The sequence below is a fragment of the Arthrobacter sp. Hb9-2 genome (genome assembly GCF_059091165.1).
In genome coordinates, this window is record NZ_JBNHGJ010000014.1 from 58,552 (window position 1) to 72,012 (window position 13,461).

Here is a 13,461-nt window from a genome sequence, read left to right on the forward strand (position 1 = left end):
GTGTTTCCTCTCCCTCCAACGACAGGCATCCGGGTGCGTGTCGCCGTCGGGCGGTATAGCTGGCTCCTGGGACTAGGCTGGGGCTATGGAAGAGCACCTGGGAACAGCTGAAGAAGACCGGACGGACATCTCCGCCGTCGACATCGCTGACTGGCGGCTGAAGACCTTTGCCTTGTACCACAACGTCCGGAAACTTTCGCTGGAGAGCCCGGCCGAGGCGCACTCCTATTGGCGCCACCAGCGGGACCTGATGTTCGCTACGCACCCGGCCTCCGCTTTGGACGCGCGGGACAAGGCGCGTTTCTCCGGGTTGAAGACTGCCGACTACGATCCGATCTACCGTTTCCATGTGCCGCTGACCAAAGAGGGCGCAGGACGCGAAATGAGCGTGGAAACCGGCACTGACGGCGTGGTCCGGTTTGTCCGGCTGGGAACGTTCGACCTGCCGGAAATGGGCCAGCTCGCAGTGTGGAAGCTGCAGGGGTACGGCGGCGGTATTTTTGTGCCGTTCCGGGACGCCACGGCCGGCCAGCCCGGGGGCAGCTATGGGGCCGGGCGGTACCTGCTGGATACCATCAAGGGTGCCTTCCACGGCGTCAACGGGACGGGCCCGGACGCGGGGTTCGTTTTGGACTTCAATTTTGCGTACAACCCGTCGTGCGCCTACAACGAGGCCTGGGCCTGCCCGTTGCCCGGACCGTCCAACCGGTTGGCCGTCGAGATCCCGGTGGGCGAGCTTTACTGACGGAGCCCGCCCATAGGCTGGGCCACTGGGTAAGTCGGGGGCTTTCCCGCGGACCCGTAGGATTCCCTCATGACTGCCCTCCCCCGCCGCATCGCCCGTGTCCGCCCCTTGTCCGCTGCCGGAACGGCGGAGCAGTTCTTCGTATCCAGTGGCGCAGCGGACTTTGGCAGCGCCGCCGGCAGGACCTGGACGGTCGCCGAAAGCCCTTTCCCGCAGTCGCCGGCCAACGCTTCCAGCGGGCACAGGGAAGGGTGGCAGCCGGGCGACCGTGTCCAGCAGGACTCCTTCACGTTCCTCGCCCCCAGCGTGCCGGCCAATGTCCTGGGAATGGCGCACAACACCGGCCAGCCCGGACGTGACCTGCCGCCGCAGGCGTTCCACAAGGCGGCCACGAGCGTCATTGGACCGGGGGATGCGATAGAGCTCGCTCCCGGGATGCGCAGGGTGGACCCGGAGGCGGAGCTGGCTGTTGTGATTGGCACCAAAGCCCGCGGCCTGACGCCTGCCAACGCCCGCGACGCGGTCCTGGGATTCACCGTCGGCAACGACGTCACCTGCCGGGACCTGCAGGAAACCGACGAACTTTGGATCAGCGCCAAGAGCCAGGACACCTTCACGCCGGCAGGGCCGTGGATCGTCACGGGCCTGGACGAGTCCGGCCTGGCCATTGACGTTGTGCTCAACGGCACCCCGTTGCAGGCCGCCAGCACCGCTGACCTCGGCTGGAACGTCGACGAGATCCTGGTGTACCTGACGTCTTTCCTGACCCTCCACCCGGGCGACCTGGTGCTGACCGGCTTTCCGGCCGAGTGCGCGCCGCTGAACCCCGGCGACACGGTGGTATGCAGGGTTCAGGGCGTGGGTGAGCTTGTGAACCCGGTCAGGACCTCCCCGTGGCCGGGTCCCACCAGCTCAAACGCCGCCAGCTGATTTCACCGGTGTGCTAGCCGCCCAACACCCTGACCCGTCCGACGGCGACGAGCACCGCTGCTGCCGCAGCTTCCAGGTCCGCCTCGGTTACCGCTGCGTGGAAGCTGAATCGGATGGCCGTCTGGGCTGTTTCCGGGGAAATTCCCATTGCCGTGAGCACCGGCGACGGCGCGTCCGAACCAGCCGCGCAGGCTGACCCGCTGGAGCACACTACGCCCTGGCGTTCCAGCTCAAGGAGCACGGATTCGCCGCTGGTTCCCGGGAAGCAGAACGAAGCAACGGACGGCAGCCGGTCCACGGGATGCCCTGTCAGGACGGCGTCCGGCACACCGGCGACCACGGCGTTGATAAATCTTTCCCGCAATGCCGCCACCCGGCGTCGTTCCTCCGCCTGTTTCGCCTGGGCCAGCGTGAGCGCGGTGGCGAGGCCCACGGCTCCGGCCACGTTTTCTGTCCCCGACCGGCGGCCGCGTTCCTGCCCCCCGCCGTGGACCAGCGGCTCGAACCTGGTGCGCCCGCGGACGAACAGCAGGCCGCACCCCTTGGGAGCCCCTATCTTGTGACCCGAAATGCTCATCGCATCCACGCCCAATGCCTTGATGTCCAGCGGCAGCCAGCCGGCCGCCTGGACGGCGTCAGTGTGGAACGGAATGCCGAGTCCGCGCGCCAGGGCGGCCAGTTCGGCAATGGGCTGAACGGTCCCCACTTCGTTGTTGGCGTACATGACGCTGGCCACCGCGGTTTCCGGCCGAAGCGCGGCCCGGAACGCCTCCGGCGTCACTAGCCCTTCTGCGTCAACGGGAACCACATCAACTGCGAAACCATGGAAGCGCTCCAGGTACCGGGCAGACTCCTCCACCGCGGGATGTTCGACGGCGCTGATCACCACCCGGTTAAGCTGCGGGTTCGCCGCCTGCCGGGCCAGGGCGATCCCTTTGACGGCGAGGTTGTCCGCTTCCGTTCCCCCGGACGTAAACGTAATTTCCCCGGCCCGGCAGCCAAGGACGGCTGCGACGGAGGAGCGGGCACCGGCGAGCGCATCGGCAGCAGCCTCGCCCAGGGTGTGATGGCTGGAGGGGTTACCGAACTCACCCGTCAGGTACGGCCACATGGCATCCAACACCTCACGGCGCACCGGGGTGGTGGCGGCTGCGTCAAGGAAAATCATGGAAGGTCACCTGGCAGTCAGTTCGACGTCCAGCCCGAGGTCCAGGGCCGCCACCGTGTGGGTGAGGGCACCAACGGAAATGACGTCGACTCCGGTGGCCGCTATCGCCGCCACCGTCCCGAGGTTCACGTTTCCACTGGCCTCCACCCGCGCTCGCCCGGCTACCAGGGCCACACCGGCCTTCAGCTCTTCAACCGTGAAGTTGTCCAGCATGATGGTGTGCACACCGGCCGCCAGGACGGGCTCGATCTGGTCCATCCGGTCCACCTCCACCTCAAAGTGCGTGGTGTGCCCGAGCTGTGCTTTGGCTGCGGCGAGGAGCGAGGTGAGCCTGGCCGCATCCCCGCCCGTCATCACGGCAAGGTGGTTGTCCTTGGCCAGGACGGCGTCGGAGAGGCTGTACCGGTGGTTGGCGCCGCCGCCGCAGCGCACCGCGAACCGCTCCAGGATCCGCAGCCCGGGCGTGGTCTTGCGGGTGTCGGTGATCCGCGCTGCCGTGCCTTCGGTCAGCCGGACAAACTCTGCGGTCCTCGTGGCGATGGCGGACATCCGCTGCACCAGGTTCAGGGCCACGCGTTCGGCAAGCAGCACGGACCTGGCCCGGCCGCTGACCCGCGCGAGGCGGGTGCCGGCGCCGAACTCTTCTCCGTCCCCCAGCAACAGCTCCACGTCGGTGTCCGGATCCACCAGCAGCATGGCGTCCCGGAACACCGTGGCGCCGCTGAAGACTCCGGGCACCCGTGCGTCCAGTACGGCCGTGGCACGTGCGTCAGCGGGAATCAGCAGCTGGGAGGTGATATCCCCGGCCGGAGCATCCTCCGCGAAGGCCCGCTCCAGGATCTCCCGCACCGGCGCCGACGGCAGGGTGAGTGCGGGCGCCGCCTTTTTGGGGGTGGCCGGTTCCATCAGGAAGGTTTCAGTCATTGAGGAGGCTCGCTTTCGGGCGAAGGGAATTCGTATCGGGTTCTTCGGGATCGTCGCTGCGGTAATGCGCCCCTAGGGAGTCGCGGCGGGCAAGCGCCGCAGCCACCAGCAGCTGCGCGGCCAGCAGCAGGTTTCGGTCCTCGTGGTCCCGTGCGTCCCGGGAAGCGGAAACAGCACCAGGACGGACGACGGCGGACCACCGGCCAAGAGTCTCCACCGCTTCCCCAAGCAACACCCCATTGCGAAGCACCCCGGCCTTGGCGGTCATCAACCGCCGAAGGGCTTCCCGTGAGAACGGAGTTTCCAGCCCCTCACCCTCACAGCCGCTGGCCAGTCGGCTCCCGGACAAGGCACCCGATTCGGCCGGCTCGCCTTCTACAGCAGCAGTGAAGGAGACATGCGCAGGGTCGGCCGAGGGTGTTCCGGAAGCGAGCGTCAAGGGGAGGCCGCCCGCGGCCGAGACAGCGAGCGGAGGAACAGCGTCGGGCGACGCCCAACCAACGCCCCCGGAGAGGAAGTGCTCAACAACGCGGCGGCCGAAGACGAGTCCTTCGAGCAGGGAGTTGCTGGCCAGCCGGTTTGCGCCCTGGACCCCTGTGCAGGCCACTTCCCCGGCTGCATACAGCCCGGGAACGGTGGTCCTGGCGTGCAGGTCGGTGTGCACTCCACCCATCCAGTAGTGGGCTGCGGGAGCAACGGGGACCAATTGGCGGGTCCAGTCGATGCCCGCCGCAAGCGTCCTTTCCGTGAGCGTGGGGAAACGCTTCGCCAGGAAACCTTTCCCCTGGGCCGCCTCAATGGCGCGGGCGTCGAGGTAGACGTGGCCGTTGGGGTCGCCGAGCTTGGCCAGGTGCAGGGCGATGCTGCGCGACACGACGTCGCGTGGCGCCAGTTCAGCGTCCGGGTGGTAGGCCCGCATGAACCGTTTTCCGTTGCCGTCGACGAGGAGCGCCCCTTCGCCGCGGACTGCTTCGGAAATCAGCAGCGGATCCATGTCCAGGCCGGGCGCCGCGGCCTGGTTTCCGGCGCCGGAAACCAGGCAGGTGGGGTGGAACTGGAAGAACTCCAAGTCGGCTACTGCAGCTCCTGCGCGGACTGCGAGCGCAAGGCCGTCGGCGGTTGCCACTGCCGGATTGGTGGTTCGGGCAAACAGCTGGCCCGCCCCTCCGGTTGCCAGCAGGACGGCATCCCCGTGCACGGCAGCCCTGATGCTGTCCTGGAGGAATTCCACTCCAATAACTTTCCCGTCCAGCTGCAGCAAAGATGTTGCGTGGGCTGAGGTCCGGACCGTCAGTGTCCCCTCCGCCTGCCGCGCGAGCACTGCCCGGATCAGGGCCCCGGCCACCTTGGCCCCGGTGGCGTCGCCCCCGGCATGGAGGATGCGAGGGGAAGTGTGGGCCGCTTCCAACCCCAGCGCAGGGCCGCCGTCGGCGCCGCAATCGAAGTGCACACCAAACCGTTGCAGCCCTGAAATGTCGCGGCCCGCCTCCGCGCACATCAGCCGGACGGCAGCTTCGTCGCAATGCCCCGCTCCAGCCTGGAGCGTGTCCCCGATATGGGCGGCCACCGTGTCACCGGGAGCAGGCTGGTCCAGTACCGCAGAAATCCCGCCCTGGGCGTACCAGGTGTTGCTGTGGCGAAGCTTTCCTTTGCTCAGGAGCACCACGTCGGCACCGGCATCCGTGGCCAGCAGGGCAGCGTACAGCCCGGCGATCCCACTGCCGACCACGATCAGCCGTGAGCGGCCTGCAACGCTGCGGCCGTGGGGTACACCGCCGGGCCCTGGCGTACCGCCACCCTCAACAGGAGGCATAAAAGCGGGCCCTGTCATTACGGCCTGGCCGCGAGCATGCGCTCGAGTGCTGTCCGGGCGTGGTCCTGCACTGAATCCGCGACCGTGATCCGGTTGACCACGCGCCCGGCCACCAGTTCTTCGAGGACCCATGCAAGGTAGCCGGGGTGGATGCGGTACATGGTGGAGCACGGGCAGATGACGGGATCAAGGCAGAAGATGGTGTGCTGCGGGTACTCTGCCGCGAGGCGGTTCACCATGTTGATTTCGGTGCCGATCGCGAACGTGGTGGGCTCGGTGGCAGCCTCGATCGCTTTCTTGATGAAGTCCGTTGAGCCGGCAGAATCAGCGGCGTCCACCACTTCCATGGGGCACTCCGGGTGGACGATCACCTGGACGCCGGGAAAATCGGCCCGGGCCTTTTCGATCTGGGCTACATTAAACCGCTTGTGCACCGAGCAGAACCCGTGCCACAGGATGACCCTGGAATCCAGCAGTGCCTGTTCGTCATTGCCGCCCAGGTCCTTCCGCGGGTTCCACATGGGCATCTGCTCCAGTGGCACGCCCAGCGCCTTTGCGGTGTTGCGGCCGAGGTGCTGGTCCGGGAAGAACAGCACCCGCTGGGCCCGCTGGAACGCCCATTCGAGGACAGTTTTGGCGTTTGAGGAGGTGCAGACGATGCCGCCGTGCTCACCGCAGAAAGCCTTCAGCGCTGCGGAGGAATTCATGTAGGTGACAGGAATGACCGGAACCCGCCCGTCGGCGTCGGGCTCGGTGCCGTAAATCTCCTCGAGCTGCTCCCAGCACTCGGCCACGGAGTCGGCGTCAGCCATGTCCGCCATAGAGCAACCGGCCGCCAGGTTCGGCAGGATAACGGCCTGGTCGGGCGCGGAAAGGATGTCAGCGGTTTCGGCCATGAAGTGGACGCCGCAGAATACGATGGCCTCCGCATCCGGCCGGGTCAGCGCGGCGTTGGCCAGCTGGAAGGAGTCACCGACGAAGTCGGCGTACTGGATGACTTCATCGCGCTGGTAGAAGTGCCCCAGGATGACGGCCCTGTCCCCCAGGGCAGCCTTCGCGGCCAGGATCCTCTCGCCCAGCTCGGCGTCGCTGGCCAGCTTGTACTCTTCCGGCAACTGACCCTGCCGGGGGGTGGCCGGAGGTGCGACATCCGCGCTGGAAGCGCCCGGGCCGTATGCCGGGATGCCGGCGAGCGCCTCTGCAAGGTCGTAGTCCCACGGACCCTTGGCCAGCGCAGGGCTGCAGGTGCTGCCCTTCGCGGTTGCGCCTTTTTCGGCCTGTTCGCGCGTGATCAGCTGGATTGCTGTGTTGACGCTGCTCATGGTGTGCTCCTGTTGTCTGGGTCAAGGCCGGGCCGGCCGGTGAAGCGGTAGAGGCGGGGAGGGCGGTGCTTGCCGCCCTGGAGGTATTCGCCGGTTTCCTCGATGTCCGGGGTGGATTTGAGTTGTCGGCGGAAGTTGGCGGGGTCCAGTTGCCTGTCCAGCACTGCCTCGTAGACCTCCCGGACCTGGGCGAGGGTGAAGTATTCGCCCAGCAGGTGGTAGGCCACGGAGCCGTAGGCCAGCTTGTTGCGCAACCGCCAGAGTGCGTAGTCCACGATCGCGTTGTGGTCGAAGGCCAGGTCCCCCAGCCGGTCCGCCCGGAACCACCGGACGTTTTCCGACTCGTCCGCGAGCGCGGCTTCAGTGGGCTGGACCAGCGCCCAGTACACGATCGAGACCACCCGCTGGGTGGGTGAGCGGTGGAGACCGCCGAAGGCATACAGCTGCTCTAGGTAACTGGGAGCGAGGCCGGTGGTCTCCCCCAGGTTTCGCGCCGCCGCGTCCTGCAGGGATTCGGCGTGGCTGAGGGGGCCTCCGGGCAGCGCCCAGAGGCCCTTGTATGGCTCCCGGATCCGGCGCACCAGGGGCAGCCACAGTGTTGGCCGGCCGGAGCTTTCGCTGGGGCGCAGCGCAAAGATGACAGTGGAAATAGCCAGCGAAGGCGGAGCCGCCTGGCGCTCCGAGACGTTTGCCGAGCTCGAGTACATGATCCACCGCCTTCCGGCCTGCGGGACCTCTTTGCTGGCGCCCCGATTAGTTATGGTCATAGTGACCAAAACTAATTCTACGGGCAGCATCCGCTGAATTGCCAAATATTTCAGCCCACGCTTCCCGGGCTCATCCCGCGGGGATCATGGCGCCGAGTACCGGCAGCTGCTTTGCAGACGGTAAATTCGAGAGGTCCTACGAGGAGCCACCACTCACAACCCCAAGAAGGTTCAGTAGCAAAATGACGATGAAGTCCACCCAACTGCGTCCGCAGGGCCACCTGGGCCACAGCATGAAACCCCGCCAGCTCACCATGATGGGCCTGGGCAGCGCCATCGGCGCCGGACTGTTCCTGGGATCCGGGGCCGGGGTCCAGGCTGCCGGCCCGGCAGTGCTCATCTCCTACCTGGTGGCCGGCACCCTGATCATCCTGGTGATGTGGGCGCTGGGCGAGATGGCTGCCGCCAACCCGAACAGCGGCGCCTTCTCTGTGTATGCCGAACGTGCGCTTGGAAGGACGGCCGGTGCCACCATCGGCTGGCTGTGGTGGCTGCAGCTGGTAGTGGTGATCGCCGCAGAGGCGCTGGGAGCCGCCGGGCTTCTCTTTACGATCTGGCCGGTCATTCCGGTCTGGGCGCTGGCACTTATTTTTATGGTTGTCTTCACCGCCATCAACCTCGCAGGGGTCCGCAACTTCGGTGAGTTCGAATTCTGGTTCGCCATTCTGAAGGTTGCCGCGATCGTCCTGTTCCTGGTGGTGGGGGCTGCCCTGCTGCTGGGCCTGCTGCCGGATGTGGCATCCCCCGGCTTGGCCAATCTGACGTCGGACTTTGCCCCCGCAGGCCTTGGCGGGATCGCTTCCGCCCTTTTTGTGGTGATTTTCGCCTTTGGCGGCACCGAGATCGTCTCCGTGGCGGCGGCGGAGACGGAGGATCCGGAACACAGCGTGGGCAAAGCCATCAGGACTGTTGTGTGGCGCATCCTGGTCTTCTACATCGGCTCTGTTTTCGTGATCGCAGCCGTCCTTCCGGCTACATCGGAAAGCCTGGCCTCCCCGTTCGCCGGCGTTCTGGATGCCGCCAGCATCCCCGGCGCGGCAACGGCCATCACCCTGGTGGCCGTCGTCGCGCTCCTTTCGGCGTTGAACGCCAACCTCTACGGGGCCTCCCGCATGGTCTATTCCCTCGCCGAGCGGGCCGAAGCACCGCGGTTCCTCACCCGGCTGAGCGGTGCCAGCGTGCCCATGTTGGCTGTTGGGGTGTCAGTGGCCTTCGGCTTCGTGGCCACGGTGCTGGAACTGCTGTTTCCCGAGCGGATCCTTCCTGCCCTGTTCCAGCTGGTGGGATCCACGTGCCTTGTGGTGTGGGGCAGCGCGCTGGTCTCGCAGCTGATCCTGCGGCGCCGGGCAGACCGGGAGGGCACGCCGCTGCCCCTGCGGATGAAGGGCTTCCCGGCCCTGACTATCGTGGGGCTCGTCCTGCTGGGCCTGATTTTCGCAGTGGGCTTCAGCGCCGAAAGCAGCCGCATCCAGCTCTTCAGCACCATCGGACTGATTGCCGGGATCGCGGTGGCCTGCGCCCTGGCCGGTAGGTACAACGCCAGGACGAACCGGGCCACATAGGGGCGTTAATTGCCGCTCTGACCGCCGAAGACCGCTCTTGGTGCAACCCGGTTGGGCGTGGCGGCAAGGCAGGATCCGGGGTGGAATTACCGGCACTTCCGGCAGGTAGAGTAGTCCCGAAGGACGAGGTTCCACGCGCCGGGTCCGCCTGTGCGCCGTAGTTGATGAGGACTGGCACCATGAGCGGCAGGCACACCGGCGAGCAGCATTCGCACACTGTAGAGGGAACAGATCCCCAGTTACATGTGGGGGTGCATGATCCTGCGGTGGACGCCGGGCTCCGGCCCGTTCTGCTGTTGCACGGCTTCTCGTCCTCCAGCAAGCTGAATTGGGAGGACACCGGCTGGGTGGCTGCGTTGCTTGACGCCGGCCGCCGCGTTATCACTGTGGACCTCCCCGGGCACGGCCGCAGCGGGGCGCCGGAGGACATGGACTCCTACTCCCCCAGCAGGATCCGGGCGGACCTGCTCCAGGTAGCGTTCGACGCCGGTGTGCGCCCTTTGCAGGACGGCGACCCTTCCAGCGGCCTGGACATAGTGGGGTATTCCCTTGGTTCCCGGCTCGCATGGGAGTTCGGCGCCACCCAGTCCGAGATCGTGCACCGGCTGGTGCTGGGCGGGCCGAACGTCGCGGATCCGCTCGCGGCCTTCGATTTCGTTGCAGCGCAGGATTACCTCGCGGACGGGACCCCGATCGCTGACGAGTCCACCGCCCGGCTGCTCAAGATGGCCCTCCTGCTGCCCAGCAACAACATCTTTGCACTGCTCTCCCTGGTGGAAGCCATCAAGGCCGAACCCTACGACCCTGCCGAGGCGGTACCCCACGTACCCATGCTCCTGGTGGCAGGCGACAAGGATGAACGCGCCGCCAGCCTGCCGCAACTCGCCGGGCTCGCACGCAACGCCGGGGCGTTGGTCGAAGAGGTCATATTGCCGGGCCGGAACCACACCAATGCGGTCACCAGCCGGGCCTTCAAGCAGGCAGCCATCACGTTCCTCGCCGTCTAAATAATTCCCGCGCCTGCTGCCCGGTCCCCGGCGGTAGGCTGAAGTGAGGGCCGGAAATAGCCGGGAGGGAACCATGGTGACGCGCTTTGAAGACCGCACGGAGGCCGGCGAGAGGCTGGCCGCGGTACTCGGACAGTTCCGCGGGCAGGCCGGCACCGTTGTCCTTGGCCTTGCCCGGGGCGGTATTCCCGTAGCGGCTTCGGCCGCCAAAGCCCTCTACCTCCCGCTGGGAATTGTCCTGGTGCGCAAACTCGGCATCCCGGGACACCAGGAAACGGCGTATGGAGCCCTCGCGTGGGCGCGTGGCCGGACGGTCCGCCTGCTCAACAAGCCACTGGTGGACAGGGTACTTGAGCATGGAGTGCGCCAGGAACTGCTGGACGAGGTGGAGCAGCGGGAACGCGCCGAACTGTTGCGCCGGGTGGACCTCTATCCGGGAACAGGCCAGGATATTTCCGGCAAAACGGTCCTGCTGATCGACGACGGCCTTGCCACCGGCGCCACCATGCGCGCCGCTATCGAAGCCGTCCGCGGAGGTGGGGCGAAAACCGTGGTGGCCGCCGCCCCGGTGGCCTCGATAGAAGCGGCGTCATCCGTGGAGCGGGTGTGCGACGCCGTGCTGTGCCTGCATCTTCCGGGCAAGTTCCGCGCCGTGGGCAGCTTCTACCGGCATTTCGAACAGCTCACGGACGATGACGCCATCAGCTTCCTGAAGCAGTAGCGGTCTTCCAGCAGTTCCAACCCCAGGACACGCAGCCGGGCCCGGACCAGTAAGGTCCGGGCCCGGTCCCGGTTTGGAAACGGTGATGGGCCCACGCCGTCAGGGTTCCCTGGCCGAAGCGGAGCGAGGTTAGGGAAACGGCGGGGATTAGTGGTGGCTGACGCCCAGCGGCCGGCCCTTGGTCTCCTTGGCCAGCAGCACGCCGATGGCCGAGATGACACAAAGGACCATGATGTAGATGCCGATGGAACCGGCCCACTTGGTGGTCTGCAGCAGGAATTCGGCGATGGTCGCAGCGAAGGCTCCGCCGAGGATGGCGCCGAAAGCGTACCCGATGGAGATGCCGGAGTACCGGACATTGGCCGGGAACATTTCGGCGTACATCGCGGACATGGGCCCGTAGGACAGGCCGAGGCCGACGGTGAGGACGAACAATGCAACGCCGTACAGCCAAATGTTCCTGGTGTCGATCAGGGCGAACATGGGAATCATCCACAAGAAGATGATCGCGTAGCCGGTGAGGAACGTCTTGACCCGCCCGATGCGGTCTGACAGCCAGCCGCCCGCCAGGGTGAAGATCAGCCAGCCGAAGGAGGCCAGGGTGGTGGCCAGGAGGACCTGCGGCGTAGGCATCTGCAGGGTTCTGGTGGCATAGGCGATGAAGAAGGCGATCAGCAGGTAACCGGCTGCGTTGTTGCCGATGAAAATCATGGTGGAGTACAGGACGGGTTTCTTGTGGCTCCGGACGAGTACGCCCAGGGGCGCCTTGCTTTCCTGCTTCCGCGCGGCCATCTCCTGGAAGACCGGACTTTCAGCGACAGCTCGGCGGATCAGGTAACCCACCACGATAAGGACGATGGAGAGCAGGAACGGAACCCGCCAGCCCCAGGCCGCAAAGTCCTCCCTGGACATGCTGGTGTTCAGGAAGAAGAGGAGGCCGGTGGCAAGGATCATGCCGATCGGCACGCCGATCTGGGGGTAGGCGCCGAACAGGCCGCGCTTGTTCAGGGGTGCGTGCTCCACTGCCATCAGCGCTGCGCCGCCCCACTCGCCGCCGGCCGAGAAGCCCTGGACGATGCGCAGGGTGATCAGGAGGATGGGGGCCCAGGCACCGATCTGCGCGTAGGTGGGCAGCATCCCGATGAGTGCGGTGGCGGCACCCATCATCACCAGGGTGAAGACCAGCATTGCCTTGCGTCCCAGCCGGTCGCCGAGGTGTCCGGCGACCACTGCGCCCAATGGGCGGAACAGGAAACTGATGCCGATCAGGGCAAAGGAGAGGATTTGCGCCAGGCCCGGGTTGGACTCGTTCAGCGGCGCCAGGAACAGGGGCGACAGCAGCGTTGCGGTCAACTGGGCAAAAATGAAGAAGTCGTACCACTCGATGGTGGTGCCGACCAGGGTGCCGGCAAGGACTTTGCGCTCCTCACGCCGGGTGCTCGGACCGGCGAGTGTATCCACCTTCGAAGGTGTGGTCATTGAAACTCCATTGTTTATTCGGCAGGCTGGCTGCCGGGCGCCTTCAGGATTACCGACAGAACGGTCAGTTAGTTGAAAGAGTACTACGAAACTGTGAGGCAGGACACGCCTTGGCTGAATTTGCCTGCGGAAGGCTCTTATCCACCCTTGAAAGCCTGCCAACCGATGGACTGCGGGGGCGGAAAGTTCTATATTTGAACTTCCCTTTCTCATTGCGGAATGCCAGCCCGGACGGCAGGCAACATCAGAACCGCAGTACTGTGCCGAGAGCAACCTAGGATGGACAGCATGACTCCCACCGCCGCAGCCCCGGCCGGAGCAGCGCCGGCGCAGGCTTCCCCCTCCCAGACGCTTTCCCGCGGCATCCGCGCCCTTGAGATCCTGGCGGCTGCGCCGGAACCGATGACCATCGCCGAGCTCGCCGATGCCATGGGCGTCCACCGCTCCGTGGCGTACCGCATCCTGCGCACGCTCGAGGACCACTCGCTGCTGGTGCGGGACGACGGCGGACGGGTACAGCCCGGACCCGGCCTTGCCGTCCTGGCCCGAAGCGTTTCCCGGAACCTCCAGAGTGCTGCACTTCCCGAACTGACGCATCTGGCCAACACGCTGGACATGACGGCTTTTGTGGCGTTGTGGGACCACCACGACTGCATCACCCTGGTGACTGTAGAGCCCCGGCATTCGGGCGCGACGGTAGCCCAGCATCCCGGCACCAGGCACCCCATCAACGCGGGTGCGCCAGGCATCGCCATCCAGTCCGCGCTGACTGAAGCTGAGTGGGACCGGCTGGAGACCGGCGTCCCGTACCGTCCCGAAGCCGCCGAAGCCCGTCGCACCGGGTACTCAGCCAGCCACGACGAGGTCATCGCCGGGGTTTCCTCACTTGCCGCGCCCGTCCGGGTGCCGGGCGGCCGCCCGGCAGCACTCGCCGTCGTCTATATCCGCTCCGCGCACGAACCCGCGGCGGTGGGCGCGGCGCTGGCCGAGAGCGCGGCGAGAATCGAAGGCCAGCTGGCCTGA

12 protein-coding genes are annotated in these 13,461 nt (G+C 66.4%); 6 read left to right on the top strand and 6 right to left on the bottom strand.

Annotation, left to right across the window (positions count from 1 at the left end):
• The first annotated feature begins 85 nt into the window (after positions 1-85).
• Complete coding sequence (locus AC5RV1_RS10040) at positions 86-745, top strand: DUF1684 domain-containing protein (RefSeq protein ID WP_493994421.1); 660 nt, start codon at positions 86-88, stop codon at positions 743-745.
• A 69-nt stretch (positions 746-814) separates the two neighbouring features.
• Positions 815-1,675, top strand: coding sequence for a fumarylacetoacetate hydrolase family protein (locus tag AC5RV1_RS10045; protein WP_493994422.1), 861 nt, complete (start codon positions 815-817; stop codon positions 1,673-1,675).
• Positions 1,676-1,688: 13 nt separating this feature from the next.
• Here AC5RV1_RS10045 and AC5RV1_RS10050 read toward each other — a convergent pair whose 3' ends face one another.
• From AC5RV1_RS10050 to AC5RV1_RS10070, 5 genes are read right to left on the bottom strand one after another with little or no spacing between them, the layout of a single operon-like run.
• Entirely contained in the window at positions 1,689-2,843 is a 1,155-nt protein-coding gene (locus AC5RV1_RS10050; RefSeq protein ID WP_493994423.1) for a cysteine desulfurase family protein, read from the bottom strand.
• A gap of 6 nt (positions 2,844-2,849) precedes the next feature.
• On the bottom strand, positions 2,850-3,767 hold the full coding sequence (nadC, locus tag AC5RV1_RS10055) for a carboxylating nicotinate-nucleotide diphosphorylase (protein ID WP_493994424.1): 918 nt from the start codon (positions 3,765-3,767) through the stop codon (positions 2,850-2,852).
• The gene (locus tag AC5RV1_RS10060; RefSeq protein ID WP_493994425.1) at positions 3,760-5,580 is read right to left on the bottom strand and encodes an L-aspartate oxidase; all 1,821 of its coding nucleotides are present in this window, start codon (positions 5,578-5,580) and stop codon (positions 3,760-3,762) included. The genes nadC and AC5RV1_RS10060 overlap by 8 nt, the downstream gene beginning before the upstream one ends.
• Before the next feature lie 17 nt (positions 5,581-5,597).
• Positions 5,598-6,902: a quinolinate synthase NadA gene (gene nadA, locus AC5RV1_RS10065; protein WP_493994426.1), complete on the bottom strand. Its 1,305-nt coding sequence runs from the start codon at positions 6,900-6,902 to the stop codon at positions 5,598-5,600.
• Positions 6,899-7,609 carry an NUDIX hydrolase gene (locus tag AC5RV1_RS10070; protein ID WP_430225935.1) on the bottom strand — a complete coding sequence of 237 codons (711 nt, stop codon included), beginning with the start codon at positions 7,607-7,609 and terminating at the stop codon, positions 6,899-6,901. The genes nadA and AC5RV1_RS10070 overlap by 4 nt, the downstream gene beginning before the upstream one ends.
• Before the next feature lie 242 nt (positions 7,610-7,851).
• On the opposite strand from AC5RV1_RS10070, the gene AC5RV1_RS10075 reads away from it, so the two are divergent.
• The 3 genes from AC5RV1_RS10075 to AC5RV1_RS10085 all read left to right on the top strand — a co-directional run bounded on the left by AC5RV1_RS10075 (position 7,852) and on the right by AC5RV1_RS10085 (position 10,959).
• A complete protein-coding gene (locus AC5RV1_RS10075) occupies positions 7,852-9,231 on the top strand; it encodes an amino acid permease (protein WP_493994427.1) in 1,380 nt (459 codons plus the stop codon).
• A gap of 179 nt (positions 9,232-9,410) precedes the next feature.
• Positions 9,411-10,238 (top strand): alpha/beta fold hydrolase, encoded by an 828-nt coding sequence (locus AC5RV1_RS10080; RefSeq protein WP_493994428.1) that lies wholly within the window; start codon positions 9,411-9,413, stop codon positions 10,236-10,238.
• A 73-nt stretch (positions 10,239-10,311) separates the two neighbouring features.
• The gene (locus tag AC5RV1_RS10085) at positions 10,312-10,959 is read left to right on the top strand and encodes a phosphoribosyltransferase (protein WP_493994444.1); all 648 of its coding nucleotides are present in this window, start codon (positions 10,312-10,314) and stop codon (positions 10,957-10,959) included.
• Positions 10,960-11,106: 147 nt separating this feature from the next.
• Here the strand turns inward: AC5RV1_RS10085 and AC5RV1_RS10090 are convergent, their stop codons facing one another.
• On the bottom strand, positions 11,107-12,438 hold the full coding sequence (locus tag AC5RV1_RS10090) for an MFS transporter (RefSeq protein WP_493946502.1): 1,332 nt from the start codon (positions 12,436-12,438) through the stop codon (positions 11,107-11,109).
• A gap of 288 nt (positions 12,439-12,726) precedes the next feature.
• Between AC5RV1_RS10090 and AC5RV1_RS10095 the strand changes: the two genes are divergently transcribed.
• Positions 12,727-13,461 (top strand): IclR family transcriptional regulator, encoded by a 735-nt coding sequence (locus tag AC5RV1_RS10095; RefSeq protein ID WP_493994429.1) that lies wholly within the window; start codon positions 12,727-12,729, stop codon positions 13,459-13,461.